The organism is Reyranella sp. GW821-FHT14A01, from assembly GCF_058803965.1.
The window spans coordinates 289,713-310,479 of sequence record NZ_JBXAPM010000008.1 but is presented as its reverse complement, the minus strand read 5'-3'; the positions used below and the strand labels follow the sequence as shown (position 1 = coordinate 310,479).

At 66.1% G+C, this 20,767-nt stretch carries 17 protein-coding genes; 14 read left to right on the top strand and 3 right to left on the bottom strand.

The window, feature by feature from the left end:
- The first annotated feature begins 24 nt into the window (after positions 1 to 24).
- Both AC1ROX_RS16495 and AC1ROX_RS16490 read left to right on the top strand, forming a co-directional pair.
- The gene (locus AC1ROX_RS16495) at positions 25 to 1,698 is read left to right on the top strand and encodes a thiamine pyrophosphate-binding protein (RefSeq protein WP_493127018.1); all 1,674 of its coding nucleotides are present in this window, start codon (positions 25 to 27) and stop codon (positions 1,696 to 1,698) included.
- Positions 1,699 to 1,714: 16 nt separating this feature from the next.
- The gene (locus AC1ROX_RS16490) at positions 1,715 to 2,599 is read left to right on the top strand and encodes an alpha/beta fold hydrolase (RefSeq protein WP_493127017.1); all 885 of its coding nucleotides are present in this window, start codon (positions 1,715 to 1,717) and stop codon (positions 2,597 to 2,599) included.
- Here AC1ROX_RS16490 and AC1ROX_RS16485 read toward each other — a convergent pair.
- On the bottom strand, positions 2,596 to 3,630 hold the full coding sequence (locus AC1ROX_RS16485; protein ID WP_493127016.1) for a LacI family DNA-binding transcriptional regulator: 1,035 nt from the start codon (positions 3,628 to 3,630) through the stop codon (positions 2,596 to 2,598). The genes AC1ROX_RS16490 and AC1ROX_RS16485 overlap by 4 nt on opposite strands.
- Before the next feature lie 124 nt (positions 3,631 to 3,754).
- Between AC1ROX_RS16485 and AC1ROX_RS16480 the strand changes: the two genes are divergently transcribed.
- Genes AC1ROX_RS16480 through AC1ROX_RS16470 form a run of 3 tightly spaced genes read left to right on the top strand, consistent with a single transcriptional unit; the run spans position 3,755 to position 7,083 of the window.
- Positions 3,755 to 5,338, top strand: coding sequence for an ABC transporter substrate-binding protein (locus tag AC1ROX_RS16480; protein WP_493127015.1), 1,584 nt, complete (start codon positions 3,755 to 3,757; stop codon positions 5,336 to 5,338).
- Complete coding sequence (locus AC1ROX_RS16475) at positions 5,335 to 6,183, top strand: alpha/beta fold hydrolase (RefSeq protein ID WP_493127014.1); 849 nt, start codon at positions 5,335 to 5,337, stop codon at positions 6,181 to 6,183. The genes AC1ROX_RS16480 and AC1ROX_RS16475 overlap by 4 nt, the downstream gene beginning before the upstream one ends.
- On the top strand, positions 6,184 to 7,083 hold the full coding sequence (locus AC1ROX_RS16470; protein WP_493127013.1) for a transglutaminase-like domain-containing protein: 900 nt from the start codon (positions 6,184 to 6,186) through the stop codon (positions 7,081 to 7,083).
- 83 nt (positions 7,084 to 7,166) lie between these two features.
- Here AC1ROX_RS16470 and rpoH read toward each other — a convergent pair whose 3' ends face one another.
- Complete coding sequence (gene rpoH, locus AC1ROX_RS16465; RefSeq protein WP_493127012.1) at positions 7,167 to 8,090, bottom strand: RNA polymerase sigma factor RpoH; 924 nt, start codon at positions 8,088 to 8,090, stop codon at positions 7,167 to 7,169.
- Between the two features lie 142 nt (positions 8,091 to 8,232).
- Entirely contained in the window at positions 8,233 to 9,204 is a 972-nt protein-coding gene (locus AC1ROX_RS16460) for an RluA family pseudouridine synthase (RefSeq protein WP_493127011.1), read from the bottom strand.
- Positions 9,205 to 9,213: 9 nt separating this feature from the next.
- On the opposite strand from AC1ROX_RS16460, the gene AC1ROX_RS16455 reads away from it, so the two are divergent.
- The 9 genes from AC1ROX_RS16455 to AC1ROX_RS16415 all read left to right on the top strand — a co-directional run bounded on the left by AC1ROX_RS16455 (position 9,214) and on the right by AC1ROX_RS16415 (position 20,735).
- Positions 9,214 to 9,552, top strand: a complete 339-nt coding sequence (locus tag AC1ROX_RS16455) for a DUF6476 family protein (RefSeq protein WP_493127010.1) — start codon at positions 9,214 to 9,216, stop codon at positions 9,550 to 9,552.
- Positions 9,553 to 9,583: 31 nt separating this feature from the next.
- The gene (locus tag AC1ROX_RS16450; RefSeq protein ID WP_493127009.1) at positions 9,584 to 10,630 is read left to right on the top strand and encodes a threonine aldolase family protein; all 1,047 of its coding nucleotides are present in this window, start codon (positions 9,584 to 9,586) and stop codon (positions 10,628 to 10,630) included.
- Between the two features lie 7 nt (positions 10,631 to 10,637).
- Positions 10,638 to 12,935 carry a molybdopterin-dependent oxidoreductase gene (locus AC1ROX_RS16445; protein ID WP_493127008.1) on the top strand — a complete coding sequence of 766 codons (2,298 nt, stop codon included), beginning with the start codon at positions 10,638 to 10,640 and terminating at the stop codon, positions 12,933 to 12,935.
- Positions 12,936 to 13,026: 91 nt separating this feature from the next.
- Positions 13,027 to 13,209 carry a hemin uptake protein HemP gene (gene hemP, locus AC1ROX_RS16440; RefSeq protein WP_493127007.1) on the top strand — a complete coding sequence of 61 codons (183 nt, stop codon included), beginning with the start codon at positions 13,027 to 13,029 and terminating at the stop codon, positions 13,207 to 13,209.
- Positions 13,210 to 13,528: 319 nt separating this feature from the next.
- On the top strand, positions 13,529 to 14,524 hold the full coding sequence (locus AC1ROX_RS16435) for an ABC transporter substrate-binding protein (RefSeq protein ID WP_493127006.1): 996 nt from the start codon (positions 13,529 to 13,531) through the stop codon (positions 14,522 to 14,524).
- A 116-nt stretch (positions 14,525 to 14,640) separates the two neighbouring features.
- On the top strand, positions 14,641 to 16,251 hold the full coding sequence (locus AC1ROX_RS16430; protein WP_493127005.1) for a multicopper oxidase family protein: 1,611 nt from the start codon (positions 14,641 to 14,643) through the stop codon (positions 16,249 to 16,251).
- 7 nt (positions 16,252 to 16,258) lie between these two features.
- On the top strand, positions 16,259 to 17,074 hold the full coding sequence (locus AC1ROX_RS16425) for an FAD binding domain-containing protein (RefSeq protein WP_493127004.1): 816 nt from the start codon (positions 16,259 to 16,261) through the stop codon (positions 17,072 to 17,074).
- Entirely contained in the window at positions 17,071 to 19,773 is a 2,703-nt protein-coding gene (locus AC1ROX_RS16420; RefSeq protein ID WP_493127003.1) for a molybdopterin-dependent oxidoreductase, read from the top strand. The genes AC1ROX_RS16425 and AC1ROX_RS16420 overlap by 4 nt, the downstream gene beginning before the upstream one ends.
- Entirely contained in the window at positions 19,770 to 20,735 is a 966-nt protein-coding gene (locus AC1ROX_RS16415) for an antibiotic biosynthesis monooxygenase (RefSeq protein ID WP_493127002.1), read from the top strand. Before AC1ROX_RS16420 ends, AC1ROX_RS16415 begins: the two co-directional genes overlap by 4 nt.
- Positions 20,736 to 20,767 lie beyond the last annotated feature (32 nt).

The window sequence follows — 20,767 nt, the reverse complement described above, 5'->3', positions numbered from 1 at the left end:
GCCCCCTCTCAAGGAGGAAATGAAATGCCCGACGCACACGTCCCCAACACCATCACCGGCCGCGACGCCTTCCTGCGCGTGCTGAAGGACGAAGGCGTCGTCAAGATGTTCGGCAATCCCGGCACGACCGAGCTGCCGATCATGCATGCCCTCTCCTCGGCGCCGGAGATGGGCTATGTGCTGGCCCTCCAGGAGGCCGTTGTGATCGCCATGGCCGACGGCTATGCGCGGGCTTCGGGCAAGCTGGTGTCCTGCAACGTCCATGTGGCGCCCGGTCTCGGCAACGCCATCGGCTCGATCTACACCTCGATGATGTCGGGCACGCCGATGATCGTGACCGCCGGCCAGCAGGAGCAGGGTCACGGCCTGACCGAGCCCCTGCTCTACGCGCCGCTGGTGCCGATCGCACAGCCGGTCGTGAAATGGGCCACCGAAGTCAGCCGCATCGAGGACCTGCCGCGCATCCTGCGCCGCGCCGCCAAGGTCGCCCTGACGGCGCCGACCGGGCCGGTGTTCATCTCACTGCCGGGCGATATCCTGAACAACGAGGCCGCCATCGACATGGGCGACGTGACCCGCGTCGACACCGCCGTGCGTCCGAGCGACGCCGCGCTGGAGCAGCTCGCCAAGCGCCTGCTGTCGGCAAAAAAGCCCGTCATCCTGGCCGGTCACGAGATCGCCACGTCGGACGCCTTCGCCGAAGCCGCCGAACTCGCCGAGACACTGGGCGCGCCGGTGCTGCAGCAGACCGTGGCCTGGGGCGCCCACTTCCCGTCGGAGCATCCCGCCTATCTCGGTGCGCTGAACCGCGACCAGAAATACGTGCGCCGCGTCCTCTCCGACTACGACCTGATGCTCTGCGTCGGCGCCGACGTGCTCAAGATGTCGGTGTGGAGCGAGACCGAGCCGCTGCCGGAAACAACCAAGGTGGCGATGATCGGCCTGCGCGACTGGGAGATGGGCAAGAACTTCCCGGCCGAGATCGCGCTGCGCGCCGACGTGAAGGAGACGCTGAAGGCGCTGATCCCGCTCCTGAAGAAGCTGGGCGGCTCGCCGCTCGCCGAGCAGGCCAAGTCTTCGCTCGCCGGGATTTCCAAGCGCAACTGGATCGCCCAGCGCGCCCAGAAGGCGGCCAAGGTCGAGACGCCCACGACCAAGCCGCTGCCGGCCGAATGGGTGATGATGCGCCTCAGCGACAAGCTGCCCAAGGACGCTATCGTCGTCGAGGAAGGCCTCACCAGCACCATGACCTTGCCGAGCTACTTCCCGTTCCGCGACAAGAACAGCTTCTTCGGCAATGTCAGCGGCGGCATCGGCTGGGGCATCGCCGCGGCCGTCGGCGTGCAGATCGCCGAGCCGAAGCGCCGTGTCGTGGCCGTGATCGGCGACGGCAGCGCCATGTACTCGATCTCGGCCCTGTGGAGTGCGGCCAACCAGAAGCTGCCGGTGATCTTCCTGATCACCAACAACGAGGGCTACCAGATCCTCAAGAACCGCCTGAAGCTGTTCCACGGCAACGACACGCCGATCGGCATGGACTTCAACGACCCGCCGATGAACATCGCCAAGATCGCCGAGGGCTTCGGCCTGCCCGCCGAGCGGGTCGACACGGCGGAAGGCTTCGACGCCGCCCTCGACCGGGCGCTGGCCCGGACCGACGGACCGACGCTGATCGAGGCGATGGTGAAGAAGGCCTGAGCCAAGGAGGCGCCCCATGTCAGCCGTCAGGCACGCTTTTGTCGAGACACGCGGCTTCGCGACCCATGTCGCGGAGACCGGCAGCGGCCCGCCGCTGCTCCTGCTGCACGGCTGGCCGGAATTCTGGGCGACCTGGGAGCCGATGTTCGAGCGGCTGGCCGATCGCTTCCGGCTGATCGCGCCGGACTTCCGCGGCTTCGGCGAAAGCGGCAATCCGACGCCTGGTCCTTCGGACCAGGCCGGGCCGGACGTGCTGGCCGACGATATCGTGGCGTTGCTCGATCGCCTCGGCATCGCGAAGGCGGGTTTCGTCGGCCACGATGTCGGCGCGTTCGTGATGCAGCGGCTGGCGATCCGCCATCCCGACCGGGTGGCCGGGCTGTTCTTCTTCAACTGCGGCACCCATGGTGTCGGGGCGCGCTGGCGCGAGCCCGAGCAGATCAACGAGATCTGGTACCAGACCTTCCACCAGATGCCGTTCGCGCCCGCCATCGTCGGCGCCTCGCGCGATTCGTGCCGCGCCTACTTCCGGCATTTCCTCACCCACTGGTGCCATCGCAAGGACGCGTTCGACGCCGTGCTGGAACGCTGGGTCGACAATTTCATGCGCCCCGGCAACCTCCAGGGCGGCTTCAACTGGTACATCTCCCAGAATGCCGGCCGGCTCGCCGTCATGGCCGGCACCGCGCCCAAGCCGCCGGTGATCACCCAACCGACGCGCGTCCTGTGGGGCCGCCACGACCCGGTCCTGAAGTCGGCCTGGATCGACGTCGTCGGAAACTACTTCCAGGACGTGGAAGCCGGCATCGCGGAGGATGCCGGCCACTTCGTCCACTATGAACGGCCCGATCTCGCGGCAACGGAGATCGCGAAGTTCTTCGAGCGGATCGGTTACCGCTAGAGCCGCAGGAGTGGCGGAGCGCAGGATTCTCGAAGCACCAGATCGACCTCGAGCAGGGCGCGCGACTGCCCGCCGCCGAAATCGCCTCGCAGGCGCTGCAACAGGAGTTCGGCGGCGGCGCGCCCGACATCTTCCAAACTCCAGCGCAATGCCGTAATCGCCGGCGTATGGACGGCCGCGAGATCGGTGTCGCCGACCGAGAGCACCGACAGGTCTCGCGGCACGGACAAACCGAGATCCCGGGCAGCGCGCAGGACGCCCGCGAGGATGCGCGTGCCAAGGGCAATGATTGCCGTTGGCCGCTGCTCCCCGCGCAGGAGGGCAACGGTATCGCCTTGAGCGAAGTCCATGGGCGTCGTTTGAATGCAGAGTTGCGCCCCGCTCGGGTCGACGCCGGCTTCGGCGTAGGCTTCCTGGAAGCCGGCTATTCGCCCGCGGCTCGGCCGCATGTGGGCGTCGGCGGTCAGCAGGGCGATGCGCCGATGGCCGAGCCCCAGGAGATACCGCGTCGCGGCCTTGGCGCCGCCGTGATGATCGACCAGAACCGCAGGCCAGCGTGAATCGTCGCTGGCGCCAATGGGATCGCGGTCGAGAACCACGACAGGCGTGCCGCCAAGCGCCAGTTCACGCCACATCGGGGCGTTGGCGCTGCTGCCCGGAGCGACCAGCATGCCATCGAAGCGTCGGCCCTCGAACTCGCCGGCTGCTGCGCGCTCGCGAAGGGGATCGTTCGACGTGCTGGCAACGACCAGCATGTATCCGGCCTCGCGCAGATACGCCTCGGCTGCCCGCACGATGGTCGCGTTGAGGGGATTGGAAACGTCGGAGACCAGGCAACCGACCATGCCCGAGGAACGGGTACGCAGGCTGCGGGCCAGGAAGTCAGGCTTGTAGCCCAGGCGCGTGGCTGCCTGGGCGACATCGTGAGCGACACGTGCACTCACATATTTTCCGCCGTTCAGTGCGCGGGAGACGGAGCTCAGCGAGACGCCAGCGGCACGGGCAACGTCACGGATGGTTACGGCGGTCATTCTAAGAACGATTTCATACTCAACTCTCTAATAGTATTGACTCTCTTTCTCCCTGTAGCAAGAGTTCTGAAAACGTTTTCAGAGAAGAGTCGCAGTTCAGCGGCTTCAAAGGGAGGAACAAGACATGGTTGGAGTGAATTGGCGTGCAGCCTCGGCGCTGACGGCCGCCCTGTTGCTGGCGGCGAGCGGCGTTGCCGCTCAGGACAACAAGAAGGTCCTGCGGTTCGTGCAGAACGGGAACCTGACGATCCTCGATCCGATCTGGACGACGGCTTACGTTACCCGCGACCACGGCTACATGGTCTACGACACGCTCTTTTCGACCGACGAGAACAACGTCGTGAAGCCGCAGATGGTCGACAAATGGGAAGTCTCCCCCGACAAACTCGTCTGGACCTTCACGCTGCGCGACGGCTTGGAGTGGCACGATGGGCAGCCGGTGACGGCCGAGGACTGTGTCGTCTCGCTCAAGCGCTGGGTGGCTCGTGACTCGATGGGTCAGAAGCTTTCCGACTTCATCGCGGATCTGTCACCCGTCGACTCGAAGACCTTCACCCTGAAGCTCAAGGAACCGTATGGCCTGGTGCTCGATTCGCTGGGCAAGCCGTCATCGAACGTGCCCTTCATGATGCCCAGGCGGGTCGCCGCTACCGATCCGTTCAAGCAGATCGACAGCCAGATTGGATCCGGTCCGTTCATCTACGTGAACGCCGAGTCCAAGCCCGGCGAGAAGCACGTCTATATTCGCAATCCCAAGTACAAGCCCCGCAGCGAGCCCGCCTCCGGGCTTTCCGGAGGCAAGATCGCCAAGGTCGACCGGGTCGAGTTCATCGACATGTCGGACCCCACGCAGCAGGTGAATGCGCTGATCGCGGGCGAAATCGACATGGTCGAAAACGTGCCGCACGATCTCCTGCCGCTCCTGAAGCGCGATAAAAACGTGCAGACCGTGAACTGGAATCCGCTCGGCCAGCAGTTCACCCTGCGTTTCAACCATTTGACCAAGCCGTTCGACAACCCGAAGATCCGCCTCGCCGCTCTCTACTCGATGCGCCAGGAAGACTATCTCAAGGCGACGGTCGGCGAATCCCAGTACTATAAGGTTTGCACCGCTGCCTTCGTCTGTGGCGCGCCCAATGGCGTGGAGATCGAGGGCGACCTCCTGAAGAAGCCCGACTTCGAGAAGTCGAAGGCGCTGCTCAAGGAGGCGGGCTACGACGGTTCACCCGTGGTCCTCATGCAGTCCACCACCCTGCCGGTGCTGACCAACACCGCGCCCGTCACAAAATCGCTGCTCGAACAGGGCGGCTTCAAGGTCGATATGCAGTCGATGGACTGGCAGACCGTCGTGACGCGTCGGGCAAAGAAGGATCCTGCCGACAAGGGCGGCTGGAGCGCCTTCCACACCTATGCGATCGCGGTCGACATCCTCAATCCGATCTCGGCCAACTGGATGATCGCCCAGGGCGACAAGTCCTGGTTCGGCTGGCCAACCGATCCGGAGATGGAGCGTCTGCGCGATGCATACGCAAGGGAGACCGATCCCGTAAAGGGCAAGACCCTGGCGGTGGCGGTGCAGAACCGGGCGCTCGAGACGGCGCAGTACGTCTGGCTCGGCATGTGGTATGGGCCAGGAGCTGCGCGGACCAGCGTCGTCGGCTGGCTGACAGCTCCGGTCACCGTATTGTGGAACATCGAAAAGAAGTGAAATCCGAACTCATGGCCGAGGGGGAGCGGAGCGAGGTCCGTGCCCCCGACGGCACCCGGCTCGCCGTCTACGAATGGGGAAATCCGTCAGGACCCGAAATCGTTCTGATACACGGGTTCGCGCAGAGTCACCTTTGCTTCGAGCCGCAGGTTCGCAGCACGCTCGCCAGCCACTGCCGCATTGTCGCGTTCGACTTGCGCGGTCACGGCAGCTCCGCTCAGCCAGCCGATCCCGCCGCATACCGCGGAAACCGGGTCTGGGCAGACGACACCGCCGCCGTGCTATCGGCAAAGGGACTCGCGCGGCCGGTTCTGGTCGGATGGTCGATGGGTGGGCGAGTCATTCGCCAATACTTGATGACCTACGGGGATGGCCGGTTGGGTGGCGTGAACTTCGTCGCCTCGCAGGTGATCGAGGAGCCGCACTTTCGCGGCCCGTCGGCCCCGAAACCGCTGCCGGAAGAATTGTCTCTCGCCGGCGAGATCGACGCGGCCATCGCCTTTCTCGATGGCTGCTACGGTCGCAAGCCCGATGAGCAGTCGTTTCGAAAAGCATTGGCCTACAACATGAAAGTGCCGGCGGCCGTACGCCGGGCCATCGGCGGCTGGTCGACCGACGCCACCGCAACGCGCGCTTCGCTTGCGAAGCTCCGGGTACCTGTTCTGGTTACGCACGGCCGCGCGGACACGGTCGTGTTGCCAGCCGCCGCGGAAGCGGTCGCAGCGATCGTGCCGCATGCGACACTGTCGTGGTTCGACGACTGCGGCCACTCCCCCTTCTGCGAAGATGCCCCGCGGTTCAACGATGAGCTGCTGGCTTTCGTGGCCACCTGCCAAGAAGCGTGAATGCCGGGTCTCCTTGAATACTATCGCACAAACGGCAGGGCGACCGATCCAGGCAGGCATGCAGATCTCTATGCCGGTCTGCCGCTGGAGGTTTCAGCGCTCGTCCGGAGTGTCCAGGGGCTCATCGTCGACAAGGACTTCGTCGGCCTCTACGGGCTAGAACTCGCTGAGCGCGAACGCCTTGGTGAAGTCGACACACGCTATCTCCGGGATATCCTCGAAAGGCTTCTCGCGAAGGATGGGCGGTCGCTTCTGCAGGCGCGCGAACCCGCCGCCCGGTTTGTCGGCAGTTGCCGCGACTATGCCCTGCTCCTGTGCTCGATGCTCCGCCATCTCGGGATACCGGCGCGGATACGCTTCGGCTTTGCGACCTACTTTTCGAAGACGGCGGACACCTACAGCGACCACTGCGTCTGCGAATACTGGAACGATGCAGAGAGAAGCTGGCTGCTCGTCGACGCCAACGTCGATCCGGCCGTCAAATCGAAGGTCGGCGTCACGGCCAACGAACTCGACTTGAGCCGCGACGAATTTCTCGTCGCGTCGGATGCCTGGCGGCTCGCGCGCAATGGCCAGGCGGATCCCGATCGCTTCGGCGTCCCGAGCATCGGCATCCAGGGTCTCTGGTTCATCCGCGGCAGCCTCATGCGGGACCTCGCCGCCCTCAACAAGGTCGAGATGCTTCCCTGGGACTATTGGGGCCTCGCCGACCGGGTGCCCATCGACACCCTGCCCCGTGAGGAGATGCCGCTCCTCGATGATCTCGCAACGATGCTTGCGAACCCGGACGACCTGGCAGGGATCCAGGCGACGTATCGCCGTGCCGAGCTGGCCGTGCCCGGCACGATCCAGAGCTTTTCGCCCCTGAACGGCCAAACCCGGGTCGAGGTACGCTATTAGGCCGCCCAAACGAAACCGGCCGTCGCAGCGGAGGCTGGACGGCCGGTGGAAGCGGTCTGGAGGGGCTCACGCCCCTTTGAGGGCTACCGCGCCGCGGCCGGCTGAGTGCTCGGCCGGGCGGCTGCCTCGACGACCATGTTCTTCATGGCCTTCTGCAGCTTGTCGAAGGCGCGCACCTCGATCTGGCGCACGCGCTCGCGGCTGATGCCGTACTTGGACGACAGGTCCTCGAGCGTCTTGGGCTCGTCGACCAGGCGACGCTCCACGATGATGTGGCGCTCGCGGTCGGTGAGCTGCTTCAGGGCCGCGGCCAGCATGCCCTTGCGCTGGCCAAGTTCCTGGCTCTCGCCCAACCGGGCTTCCTGGTTGGGCGCATCGTCGACCAGCCAGTCCTGCCACTCCATGTCGCCCTCAGCCTTCACCGGGGCGTTGAGCGACGAGTCCGGCGCGGCGAGGCGGCGGTTCATGTTCACCACCTCCTCCTCAGGGACCCCGAGGCGGGTGGCGATCTTGGTCACCTGCTCGGGCGTCAGGTCGCCCTCCTCGATGGCCTGCATCTGGCCCTTGAGCTTGCGCAGGTTGAAGAACAGCTTCTTCTGCGCCGCCGTGGTGCCCATCTTCACGAGCGACCAGCTGTGCAGGATGTATTCCTGGATCGAGGCGCGGATCCACCACATGGCATAGGTGGCCAGGCGGAAGCCGCGGTCCGGGTCGAACCGCTTCACCGCCTGCATCATGCCGACATTGCCCTCGGAGATGAGCTCGGCGACCGGCAGGCCGTAGCCGCGATAGCCCATGGCGATCTTGGCGACGAGGCGCAGATGGCTGGTGACGAGCCGGTGGGCGGCTTTCGAATCACCGTGCTCGCGCCAGCGCTTGGCCAGCATGAATTCTTCCTGCGGCTCCAGCAGAGGAAACTTCCGGATGTCCGACAGGTAACGGCTGAGATTGCCCTCCGGCGTCAGGGACGACGGCAGGGCGGGAAGATTTGCGGTGGCTACACTCATGGCTACTCCCCCTTTCGTACGCGGGATGGCCGGTGAACGAGCATTTAGCACTCTCGTCCCCCGACTGCTAAATCCGACTGTAGAAGTCGGAATGGCCCCGGGTCAATATAATTCCTAGTAATCCCCTCGGGTATTGGGGGCTTTACTTAACGCTGTTCAGCGTTCCCACCAACTTCCTGAAGTCTTCGGGCAATTCTGTGGCAAACCGCACCTCCTTCCCGGTCGTCGGGTGTTCAAAAGCAAGCACAGCTGCGTGAAGAGCTTGCCTTGGGAAGACTTTCAACGCTGCCGGAGCAGCGCCGTTGCGGGATTTGCGGCCGTAGACCGGGTCGCCAACCACCGGGCAGCCGATATGGGCCATATGGACGCGGACTTGATGGGTGCGGCCGGTTCCTAGTTTGGCGCCCACCAGGCTGGCGACCGGGGACAAAGGCTGGCCGAAGCGCTTTTCCAGCCAATACTCCGTCAACGCCGCCCGGCCCCCGCTCTTGCGCACCGCCATGCGCTTGCGATCGACCGGATGCCGGCCCAGCGCCGCCTCGATCGTCCCGCGCTCGGGCTTGGGCGCACCCCAGACCAGCGCCTTGTAGATGCGCTCCAGGTCGTGGGCGGCGAACAGTTTCGACAGGGCGTGGTGGGTCCGGTCGTTCTTGGCCACGACCATGACCCCGGACGTGTCCTTGTCGAGCCGGTGGACGATGCCCGGCCGGCGGACGCCGCCGATGCCGGAGAGGCTGTCGCCGCAATGGGCCAGCAGCGCGTTGACCAGCGTCCGGTCGGGATTTCCCGGCGCCGGGTGGACCACCATCCCGGCCGGCTTGTTGATGACCAGCAGGTCGGCGTCCTCGAACAGGATCTCCAGCGCCATGTCCTGGGCCTGCGGGACCGCCGGTTCGGGCTCCGGAATATCGACGATGACGACATCGCCCGTTTTGACCTTGCGGGACGGCTCTTCTATCGTCTGGCCTCCCGCCAGCGCTACGCAGCGGCCCTCGATCAGCGCCTTCACGCGGCTTCGCGTCAGGGCAGGCAAGGCAACAGCCAGCGCGCGGTCCAGCCGTTCGCCGGCGGCGCTTTCGTCGAAGGTCACGGTGTGGCGACCGGCGTCGCTCATGGAGTTTTCTTGGCGTCCCCTGCTCAGGCCTCTGCACCGCTCTGGCTGAAGGTGCTGGTAATTGGAATGGGCCTGCTGATCGTGGTGGGCTTCGTCGTTGCCGTCGCCGAAATCGCCCGGCGCATCTCTACGCCCAACGCCGGCCGTTCGCCAGCATCGGCCACTGCCGATAGCTTCACCGAACGTATAGCCTTGCCCTCCGGCTCCCGTGTCGTCTCGATGAACGCCGTCGGTGATCGCCTCGTCGTGCACATCGAGACCCCGGGCGGTCACGCCGCCTATGTCGTCGACCCGCGCAGCGGCGCGCTGCTGGGTAAGATCGAATTCCCGCCGGGCGCCGGCCGCTAGGCACAACGACGCTCCAGTACGAGGACAATTAATGAATTTCCGCAGCGACAACGAAGTGGGCGCGCATCCCGCCATCCTCGAGGCGGTGACGCGGGCCTTCTCCGGCGGCAGCACCGCGCCCTCCTATGGGGCCGACGACTGGACACACCGGGTCGAGCGCCGCCTGTGCGACATCTTCGAGAAGCCCGACCTGGTGGCCTTCCCGGTCGCCACCGGCACGGCGGCCAATTCGCTGGCGTTGTCCTGCTGCACGCCGTCCTGGGGCTCGATCTACTGTCACGCCGAGGCGCATATCGTCGTCGACGAGGCCAACGCGCCAGAATTCTTCACCTCGGGCGCCAAGCTCTCCACCATCCCCGGCCCCGCCGGCAAGATCGACCAGAAGAAGCTCGCCGAAGCGCTGGCCCAGCCGGTCTACGGCGTCGTGCACCATCCCCAGCCGGCCGCCGTCAGCATCACCCAGGCCACCGAATGCGGCACCGTCTATGGTCCCGACGAGGTCGCCTCGATCGCCACGACGGCCCATCGCCACGGGCTCAAGCTGCATATGGACGGCGCGCGCTTCGCCAACGCCCTCGCCTTCGTCGGCTGCTCGGCGGCCGAACTCTCGTGGATGGCGGGCGTCAACGTGCTGAGCCTCGGCGCCACCAAGAACGGCGCCCTGGCGGCCGAGGTCGTCGTGTTCTTCGATCCCGACCTCGCCCGCGAGTTCGAGTTCCGCCGCAAGCGCGCCGGGCACCTCTTCTCCAAGATGCGGTTCCTGTCGGCCCAGCTCGAGGCCTACCTGACCGACGGGCTGTGGCTCGACAATGCCAACCACGCCAACACCATGGCGCGCCGCCTCGTCGCCGGCCTGACGGCGCTCAAGGGGACGCAGCTCCTCTACCCGGTCGACGCCAACGAAATCTTCGTCATCCTGCCGCCGCGCATGCATGATGCATTGCAGGCCGCGGGAGCGCAGTATCACCCTTGGCCGTCGGACCGGCCCGGCGAGCGCGCCTACCGCCTCGTCACGGCCTTCGACACCGAGCAGACGACCGTCGACCGCTTCCTGAGTATCGCCAAGAAAGCAGCGTGAGCGTGCCATGACCCATCAGCGTACCCTGACCGCCGCCCACTGGGGCGTCTACGAAGTCGAATACGACGACAAGGGCCAGGCGACGAAGCTCCATCCCTTCTCCAAGGATCCCGATCCGTCGCCGATCGGTCTGCACATGCTGTCCGACGAAGTGGCCCGGATGCGCGTGCGCCGGCCGTCCTTCCGCAAGAGCTGGCTGGAGAAAGGCCCCGGAGCGAACAGCGACAAGCGCGGTCAGGAACCCTTCGTCGAAGTGCCGTGGGACGAGGCGCTCGACATGGTCTCCGCCGAGCTGAAGCGCGTGAAGGACGTCCATTCGAACCGCGCGATCTTCGGAGGCTCCTACGGCTGGTCGAGCGCCGGGCGTTTTCATCACGCGCAGAGCCAGGTCCATCGCTTCTTGAACGCCCTCGGCGGCTATGTCCGCCACCAGGATTCCTACAGCCTGGGGGCCGCGCGCGTGCTGATGCCGCACATCCTGGCCAGCATGGAAGACCTGATGGCGATGCACACCACGTGGGACGTGCTGGCCGACCATTGCAAGCTGTTCGTCACCTTCGGCGGCGCGCCGCACAAGAACGCGCAGATCAGCGCCGGCGGCGCGATGGTGCATCGCCTCAAGGACGGGCTCTACGGCATGCGCGCGAAGGGCGTGCGCTTCATCAACATCACGCCGACCGCCGAGGACCTCGACACCGGCGGCGACATCGAATGGCTGGCGATCCGGCCCAACACCGACGCCGCCATGATCCTGGCGCTCTGCCATGTGATCTACACCGAGAAGCTCTACGACCGGGAGTTCCTCGACCGCTGTACGGTGGGCTTCGACAAGTTCGCGCCGTCGCTCGCCGACAAGACTCCGGAATGGGCCGAGAAGATCACCGGCATCTCCGCCGTGCGCATCCGCGCGCTCGCGCGCGAAATGGCGGCGACCCGCACCACGGTGAACATCAACTGGTCGCTGCAGCGTTCGCATCACGGCGAGCAGCCCTTCTGGGCGCTGGTGACGCTCGCCTGCATGCTGGGCCAGATCGGCCTGCCGGGCGGCGGCTTCGGTGCGAGCTACGGCCCGACCAACGGCATGGGCAGCACCTCTCCGCTGCTGTCCGGCCCGACGCTGTCGCAGGGCACCAACGCGGTCACCGACTTCATTCCGGTCGCACGCTTCACCGACATGCTGCTCAATCCGGGCGGCAAGGTCCCGTACAACGGGAAGGAGCTCACCTATCCCGACATCAAGCTGATCTACTGGGCCGGCGGCAATCCGTTCCATCATCACCAGGACCTCAACCGCCTGCGGATCGCCTGGGCCAAGCCCGAGACCATCATCTTCAACGAGCAGTTCTGGACGCCGGCCGCGAAGATGGCCGACATCGTCCTGCCCGCCACGACCGGCCTCGAGCGCGACGATATCGGCTACGCGCGCCGCGAGCCGTTCCTGATCGCCATGAAGAAGGCGCGCGAGCCGATCGGCGAGGCGCGCGACGATTACTGGATCTTCTCCGAGATCACCCGCCGTCTCGGCGCCGACGAGGTCTACACCGAGGGCCGGGATGCGATGCAGTGGCTCGTCCACATGCACGAGGAAAGCCGCGAGAAGTCGGCCAGGATGGGCGTGGAGCTGCCCTCGTTCGAGGAGTTCTGGGAAGCCGGCATCGCCAAGGTCCCGGGCGAGAATACCGACCCGGTGATGCTCGCGAAGTTCCGCGTCGATCCGGCGGCGCATCCGCTGCGGACGCCGTCGGGCAAGATCGAGATCTTCTCCGAGAAGATTGCCTCGTTCGGCTACGACGACTGCCCCGGCCATGCGGTCTGGATGGAGCCGATCGAGTGGCTGGGCTCGAAGACCGCCGAGCGCTATCCGCTGCACATGCTGTCGGACCAGCCGACCGACAAGCTGCACAGCCAGCTCGACCACAGCCCGCACGCCAAGGCGACCAAGGTGAAGGGCCGCCAGCCGGTCACCATGCATCCGGAAGATGCCGCCGCGCGCGGCATCGCCGACGGCGACCTGCTGCGCGTCTTCAACGACCGCGGCGCCTGCCTTGCCTCGGCCCGACTGTCGGACCGCATCCGCCGCGGCGTGGTCCGGCTGTCGACCGGCGCTTGGTTCGATCCGCAGGATTCGGGCTCCAACACGCCGCTGGAGAAGCACGGCAACCCGAACGCGCTGACGCTCGACATCGGCGCCTCGAAACTCAGCCAGGGCTGCATCGCGCAGACTTGCCTGGTCGAGATCGAGCGCTTCGACGGCGTCGCTCCGGCGGTGACGGCGCACCAGCTGCCCGCCTTCACCGGCCGGTAAAATCTCCCCTCCTGGCCTCGCTTCGCCATTGACATCGCCCGCGTTTAGTCTGCAAATGCGAGTGATTTGCAACCAACCAAGCGAGGCCAAGATGGACCAGACGATGCAGCTGCATTCCGCAGGTGACCTTTCCCGCGCGAAGCCGGAACGCGACGCCGCCAGCATCGACAGCAGCCAGCTCATGGCCGGCCGCCGCGAGCTCATCATCCGCCACGGCGCCAGCACCTACCGGCTGCGCGTGACGGCGTCCGAGAAGCTGATCCTCACGAAGTAAGTTCCTTCCGGCACGAGCCTGACAAAGGCTCCTGCCTGAGCGCTGCGCGACCGCAATGGCCTGTCGCGTGGCCGCGCCAGGGACGATGCCGCAAGCGAGGCATCGCTCCCGCGGCGTCGATCCTGCCGCGCCGGCCGGCCTGCCCCCGTTCCGGCCTCCGATTGCATGGCTTCGGCGTAATTCGCCTCGACGTTCCTGCGGCCCACCTTTACCTACATCCTGACGCCGGCTTTGGCGCCCGATCCGCCGGGTGCCTTGACGACGCGTTGCAGGTCACGGTGCAGTTCCGGGCAGGGACGAGCGAGATGGAGACGGTCGAGTGAAGCGGCGCCTTTTTCTGGCCTCGCCCGTCATTGCGGGGGCAACCTGGTCACAGACGACATGGTCCCAGCCGCGCAAGATCCAGAAGATCGCCTTCCTGCACGGCAACCAGCCCGATGGCGATGCGGGTGCCGTTGCCGGCATCAAGGCGGGCCTGCGGGAGTCCGGCTTCGTCGACGGCCAGAACGTAACGTTCGATTATCGCTGGGCCGCCAACGATTTCAGCCGCCTGCCGGCGCTGGCCGCCGAGCTGGTTGCGAGCGATCCCGCGATCATCATCGTCGGCGGAGGTTCTGCAGCGGCCGTTGCGGCAAAGGGTGCGACCTCGACCATCCCCATCGTCCTCGCCTTCGGCTCCGATCCGGTCGAACTCGGGCTTGCTGCAAATCTCGACCGGCCGGGAGGCAACATCACGGGTGTGATCCTGCCCGGGCAATATGCCGCCGAGCGCGTGAAGCTGCTGACCACGATGGCGCCACAGGCGAAATCCATCGCCTACCTGCGAACCGGACCGCAGCACTCGAATGCCGTGACGGAGGAGCAGGCTGCCAGCATCGAGGCTGCAGCCCATGCGCTCGGTCGGCGGCTCGTCGCCTTCAAGGTGGACAGTCGCGCCGGCATTGATGCGGCGCTTGCAACGATCGTCGATCAAAAGATCGGCGCACTCGACATTGCCGCCCATCCCTTCTTCGACGATGACGCGACCATCGCCGACCTGGCGGCACAGACGCTGCGCCACAGGATTCCCGGCATCTTCATTCAGGAAGCTTTTCCGAAGGCCGGCGGCCTGATGAGCTATGGCGAAAGCTATGCCGAGGGTTTCCGCCATGCCGGCTTGTACGCCGCCCGCATATTGAAAGGCGAGAAGCCGGCCAGCATGCCATTCGACCTGACGACGAAGGTCGAGCTGATCATCAACAGCGGGACGGCACGGTCGCTGGGCCTTGCCATGCCGCCGTCCCTGGCCGCCCGTGCGACTGAGGTCATCGATTGAGCGGCCTGCATGCCGTGATCGAAAATGGTAGTGTTCTGCGGGGAGCGGGTTGGGGGCACATGAAAAAGACTTCACGACAGGGTGGGATCGAGGATCACCATCCGGCCAGAACGGGCATGCCGAGGCGGCACCTGCTGAACGGCGGCGCCGCACTCGGTGCTTCCCTGCTGCTGTCACGAACGGCTGAAGCGCAGCACCAGCATCATGCGCCGGACCTCTCGCCGGCCCCGACGCCCGTGCAGCAGGCCCAGGCGCAACCGCGCCCCGCGCCGCGGCCGCAGCACGATCACTCCGCCATGGGCCTCGATCCCGGCCCGGTCGTCGAACCCGCCCCGCCGGCCATGGATCGGCCCCTGGCCGAGCCCGAGGTGCGGCGCTCGGTCGACGGCGTGCTGCAGACGACGCTGTCCTGCCGCTACGCATACAAGGATATCGGCGGCCAGCGTCTCTACCTGCGCAGCTACGAGGGCGCGCCCTACGGTCCCACGCTGCGCATGAAGCCCGGCGAGACGCTGAAGATCAGGCTGACCAACGAGTTCCCGCCCAACCGGGATCCGATGCCCGCGAACATGGCGATCCCGCACCAGTTCAACAACACGAACTTCCATTTCCACGGCGCGCATTGCAGCCCGAGCGGCATTGCCGACAACGTCATGCGCTCGATGGTGCCGGGCAAGAAGTACGACATCGAGATCACGCTGCCCAAGGACCATACGCCCGGCACCTACTGGTACCACCCGCACCATCACGGCGGGGCCGACGTGCAGATGGCGAGCGGCATGTCGGGCGCCATCATCGTCGAGGGCGACTTCGCGGACGTGCCGGAGATCACCGCCGCGAAGGAGCGCGTGATGCTCATGTCGCAGGTCGTATTCGACGCCTTCGGCATGATCGAGAATTTCTCGACCCTGTTTCCCGAGACGGCGACCCGCTTCATCGCGGTCAACGGACAGCGGCGGCCGACGATCGAGATGCAGCCGGGCGAGGTGCAACGCTGGCGTCTGGTCGGCTCGCAGTACCAAGACGACATGCTGCTCGAACTCGAGAAGCATGACCTGAATGTCATCGCCTATGACGGCATCGCCTTGAGCAACATGCAGTCGCTGAAGACGCTCCTGTTCGCACCCGGCCAGCGCGCCGACATCCTCGTGCAGGCGGGCGCGCCCGGAACCTACGAGTTCCGCGCCCTGCCCTACGACCAGGGCCATCCTTCTCCGGTCGGTCCCGTGGCGCGTGTCGTCGTCGCCGGCGAGCCGATGCCGATGAAGCTGCCGACGCGCCTTCCCAAGCCGCCGCTGGAAGACATCAAGGACAGCGAACTCACGGGCAGTCGCACCCTCGTTTTCTCGGCAACCTCGCCGGAAGCCGACGCGGCCGGCCACTGGCAGGAATTCAAATTCTTCGTCGACGGCAAGAGCTTCGACCCGAACCGCATCGACCAGCGGGTGAAGCTGGGCGCGGTCGAGGAATGGACGATCGTCAACACGCACGAGCACGACGATCACGTCTTCCACATCCACACCAATCCCTTCCAGGTGACGCAGATCAACGGCGTGCCGCAGAAGGACCTGCTGTGGCGCGATTCCGTCATCGTGGAACGCAAGGGCGGCAGCGTCGTCTTCCGTTCGCGGTTCCTCGATTACACCGGCGTCTTCATGCTCCACTGCCACATGATGAACCATGAGGAGATGGGCATGATGCAGACCGTCGAGGTCTACAAGGACTGATGCCTCGATGAACCTCAACACCATCGCGGAAGTGAAGCGGCCGGCTTCTGCCGACGAGATCGGCCCGTGGCGACCGAACTATGCGTGGCTGGCGGGGGGCACCTGGCTCTTCTCCGAGCCGCAGGTCGCCACAGACACGCTGATCGACCTCGATTCGCTGGGCTGGACGCCACTCACCGCGACGCCTGCAGGTCTCGAGATCGCTGCGACCTGTCGCGTGGCCGACCTGCATGCCTTCAAGGGCCCGGCCGAATGGAAGGCGGTGCCCCTCTTCCGCGACTGCATCGACGCCTTCCTGATGTCCTTCAAGATCTGGAACGCCGCGACGATCGGCGGTAACATCGTGATGTCGCTGCCGGCCGGCGCCATGATCTCGCTCACTGTCGCCCTCGAGGGTGTCTGCACCTTGTGGCCGCGCGACGGCGCGCCGCGAACCGTTTCCGTGGTCGACTTCGTCATCGGCAACCACAAGAACGTATTGCAGCCGGGTGAGCTGCTGCGTTCGATCCACCTGCCCGCGGCGGCGCTCACCAAGCGCTACGCCATGCGGCAGATGTCGCTCACCCATCTCGGACGCTCTGCCGCGTTGATTATCGCCACCGTCAACGAGGACGGAACGGACTTCCTGCTGACCGTCACGGCCGCGACGCCGCGACCCGTACATCTTCGCTTCGAGTGCACGCCGACGGCCGCGGAGCTCCACCGGGCGATCGACGAGCGGCTGTCACCGGACGGCTACTTCCAGGACGTCCACGGCTCGGCCGCCTACAAGCGCCACATCACCTACTACTTCGCCGAACAGATCCGCGCGGAACTGGCATGAGCAGGTTCGAAGTCAACGGCCATCTCTATGCGGCCGAACCGCGTCCCGGTCAGTGCCTGCGTACCTTCCTGCGCGATCTCGAAGTGTTCGGCGTGAAGAAGGGCTGCGATGCCGGCGACTGCGGTGCCTGCACCGTGTGGATCGACGGCAAGCCGTTTCATTCCTGCCTCGTCCCGGCCTTTCGCGCCGAGGGCCGCAAGATCACGACCATCGAGGGCCTCGCCACCAACGGCGAGATGCATCCGATCCAGAAGGCTTTCCATGATGCGCAGGCCTTCCAGTGCGGCTTCTGCGCGGCGGGCATGATCATGACGACGGCCACCTTCAGCGAGGAGCAGAAGGCGGACCTGCCGCACGCGTTGAAGGGCAACCTCTGCCGCTGCACCGGATATCGCTCGATCACCGACGCGCTGAACGGCAAATCCAACATCGAGGCCGACGTCGCGGGCAAAGCGTGCGGCGCCAGCCTGCCCAATCCCTTCACCGACGCCATCCTTACGGGCAAGGCCCGTTACACGATGGACGTGGCGATGGAGGGCATGCTCCATCTCAAGGTGCTGCGCTCGCCGCACGCCCATGCGCGCATTCTCGAGATCGACAGGACGGCCGCGCTGGCGGTGCCCGGCGTGGTCGCCGTCTATACCTGGGAAGATGTGCCGCGCCGCCTCTACAGCACGGCGCTGCACGAGGATCATCTCGTCGATCCCGACGACACCTACATGCTCGACAGTGTCGCGCGCTTCGTCGGGCAGCGCATCGCGGCCGTGGTCGCCGAGAGCGAGGCGGCTGCCGAAGCCGGCTGCCGGGCGCTACGCGTCGAGTACGAGCTGCTGCCGGCGGTCTTCGATCCGGTCCAGGCAATGCAGCCGGGGGCGCCCCTCCTCCACGGCAAGAATGTCCCCACCCACGACGGCAACATCTACTGCACCCTCCAGGGCGAGATCGGCAACGTGGCGAAGGGCTTCGAGAAAGCCGATGCCATCCACGAGCAGACCTATTCGACGTCGCGCGTGCAGCACGTCCATCTCGAGACCCACGGCTCGATCGCCTGGCAGGGTGACGACCGGCGCTGGCATGTGCGCACGAGCTCACAGGGGCCCTTCACCGCCCACAAGAAGCTCTGCTACCTGATGGGCCTCGCGGCGCGCGACCTGCACGTCTTCACCGAGCGGGTCGGTGGCGGCTTCGGCGGCAAGCAGGAGATGGTCTCGGAAGACCTCGTCCTGTTCGCCACGATGAAGCTCGGGCGTCCCGTGAAATGGGAATGGACGCGCGAGGACGAGTTCGTGGGCGCTACCACGCGGCACCAGATGACGACGCATGTCAGGATCGGCGCCCGCAAGGACGGCACGCTGACCGCCATGGACGTGCGCGTCGTGTCCAATACCGGCGCCTACGGCAACCATGGCAGCGAAACGCTGGCCGCGGCGATGGCGAGCCCGATCGCCGCCTATCGCTGCCGGAACAAGAAGGGCGTAGGGCAAGCCGTCTACACCAACATGGTGCCGGGCGGCGGCTTCCGCGGCTACGGCGCGTCGCAGACGACCTTCGCGATCGAATGCGCTATCGATGAGATGGCGCGCCTTCTCGGCATCGACCCGATCGAGATGCGCCGCCGGAACGTCGTGCAGCCCGGCGAGAACGTCGAATCGATCTGGACCGAACCCAGTGACGCGAGCTTCGGCAGCCATGGCATCGCCGAGTGTCTCGACATCGTCGAGCGCGAGCTGGCCAAGGGCAATGGCGTCGCCCGGCCCGACGGCGAGCACTGGGCCGAGGGCACGGGCGTGGCCCTCGCCATGCTGGAATGCGGGCCGCCGACCGAGCATCGCTCCGGCGCCGAGATGAAGCTGCTCGCCGACGGTACCTATCACCTGGCCGTCGGCTCGTGCGAGATGGGCAACGGCATCGTCACGGCGCACCAGCAGATGGCCGCCTCGGTGATGGGCGTGCGCGCCGCAGACATCGCCATCGTCAATGCCGACACCGACCGCACCCCCTATGACACCGGCACCTTCGCCAGCACCGGCACGGTCGTCGCGGGCAAGGCGGTCCATCTCACCGCCCAGGCGATGCACGCCGACATCCTGGACTTTGCCAGCCGCCATACCGGCGCCGATCCGGAGAAATGCCGCCTCGACGGCGATGCCGTCGTCTGCGGCAACAAACGGATCCTGCTGAGCGAGCTCCACGCCGCCGGCGCCGCGGTCGACCATCGTTTCGCGGTCGTCCGCAAGGCCTATCTGTCGCCGCGCACCATCGCCTTCAACGTGCAGGGCGTGCGGCTGGCGGTGCATCGCGTCACCGGCGAGATCCGCATCCTGCACAGCGTGCATGCCGCCGACATCGGATTCCCGATCAATCCCATGCAGTGCCGCGGCCAGCTCGACGGCGCGGTGGCCATGGGCTACGGCTGGGCGCTGACGGAGAACATGGTCCACGAGGACGGCCATATGGTGAATCCGCAGCTGCGCAACTATCGCATCCCGGCCTACGCCGACACGCCCCACACCGACATCTTCTTCGCCAACACCGTCGACTCGATCGGCCCGCTCGGCGCCAAGTCCCAGGGTGAGTGCGGCATCAATCCGGTCGCCCCGGCCGTTGCGAACGCCCTGGCCGATGCGACCGGCGTGCGCTTCGCCCACCTGCCGTTCACGCCCGACCGGCTGTTCGCCAGGCTCGCGGCGAGGTCGTGAGCGTCGCCACGCCCGGGCCTGCACGCAGCGTCAGCATCGTGACGCAGACCTGCGTGCGGCCCGAGCGCAACGAGGATTTCGCGCGCTGGCAGGGCGAGACCAGCAACTTCATCCAGCACTTTCCCGGCTTCATCGAGCAGCGGCTCCTGCCGCCCAACCCGCCGCTCCAGGTCGACTGGGTGATCCTGCAGCGCTTCGCCAGCCTCGCCGATGCGCAGCGCTGGCTGGGATCGGCCGATCGCCAGAAGCGCATAGAGGGTGCGGCGCCGATGCTGGTCGGCCGCGACGACGTGCACATCGTCCAAGACGAGGCGACGGGCATCAAGCCGGCGCCGGTCTCAACCATCATTTCCACACGCGTGAAGCCCGGCAGGGAAGCCGAGTATCGCGCCTGGGAGCGCAAGATCGCCGCCGCCCAGTCGAAGGCGCCCGGCCTGCAGGGCTATCGCTTCGAACCGCCGGTGCCCGGCGTACAGGAAGACTACGTCGCCATCCTGCGCTTCGATACGGAGGCCAACCTCCAGGCCTGGCTCCGCTCGTCCGTGCGCAAGGCGCTCATCGAGGAGGCCGCGCTGCTCACCGACGAATTCCATGCCCGCGTCGCCAGTTCCGGCTTCGAACAGTGGTTCAGGGACAGCGCCCCCGGCGAGGCCCCCCTGCCGGTGTGGAAGATGAACATGCTGGTCCTGCTGATGCTCTACCCGATCGTCATGCTGTTCGGGATCTTCGTCGGCACACCCCTCCTCGACCGGACGCTCCATCTGCCGTTCGCCGTCTCCCTGTTCCTGGGGAACATCGTGAGTGTGGCGCTGACGGGCTTCCTCGTTCCCTGGATCGCCGGCCATTTCGGTTGGTGGCTGCGGCCCGCAGCAGACCGGAAGCTGCGCATCAACCTCCGGGGCGCCGCTTTCATCTCGGCGATGTACGCCGCGATGGTTTTCGCTTTTTTACAGCTGTTCTGAGAGCTGGTTGCACCAGTCGACTGGGCAGTGGC

What these genes read in the sequence shown, in the direction of transcription:
- AC1ROX_RS16490 (WP_493127017.1), top strand. Translation starts at nt 1,715, where the DNA reads ATGTCAGCCGTCAGGCACGCTTTTGTCGAGACACGCGGCTTCGCGACC.
- AC1ROX_RS16485 (WP_493127016.1), bottom strand. Translation starts at nt 3,630, where the DNA reads ATGACCGCCGTAACCATCCGTGACGTTGCCCGTGCCGCTGGCGTCTCG.
- AC1ROX_RS16425 (WP_493127004.1), top strand. Translation starts at nt 16,259, where the DNA reads ATGAACCTCAACACCATCGCGGAAGTGAAGCGGCCGGCTTCTGCCGAC.
- AC1ROX_RS16450 (WP_493127009.1), top strand. Translation starts at nt 9,584, where the DNA reads ATGAATTTCCGCAGCGACAACGAAGTGGGCGCGCATCCCGCCATCCTC.
- AC1ROX_RS16445 (WP_493127008.1), top strand. Translation starts at nt 10,638, where the DNA reads ATGACCCATCAGCGTACCCTGACCGCCGCCCACTGGGGCGTCTACGAA.
- AC1ROX_RS16420 (WP_493127003.1), top strand. Translation starts at nt 17,071, where the DNA reads ATGAGCAGGTTCGAAGTCAACGGCCATCTCTATGCGGCCGAACCGCGT.
- AC1ROX_RS16430 (WP_493127005.1), top strand. Translation starts at nt 14,641, where the DNA reads ATGCCGAGGCGGCACCTGCTGAACGGCGGCGCCGCACTCGGTGCTTCC.
- AC1ROX_RS16480 (WP_493127015.1), top strand. Translation starts at nt 3,755, where the DNA reads ATGGTTGGAGTGAATTGGCGTGCAGCCTCGGCGCTGACGGCCGCCCTG.
- rpoH (WP_493127012.1), bottom strand. Translation starts at nt 8,090, where the DNA reads ATGAGTGTAGCCACCGCAAATCTTCCCGCCCTGCCGTCGTCCCTGACG.
- AC1ROX_RS16470 (WP_493127013.1), top strand. Translation starts at nt 6,184, where the DNA reads ATGCCGGGTCTCCTTGAATACTATCGCACAAACGGCAGGGCGACCGAT.
- AC1ROX_RS16495 (WP_493127018.1), top strand. Translation starts at nt 25, where the DNA reads ATGCCCGACGCACACGTCCCCAACACCATCACCGGCCGCGACGCCTTC.
- hemP (WP_493127007.1), top strand. Translation starts at nt 13,027, where the DNA reads ATGGACCAGACGATGCAGCTGCATTCCGCAGGTGACCTTTCCCGCGCG.
- AC1ROX_RS16460 (WP_493127011.1), bottom strand. Translation starts at nt 9,204, where the DNA reads ATGAGCGACGCCGGTCGCCACACCGTGACCTTCGACGAAAGCGCCGCC.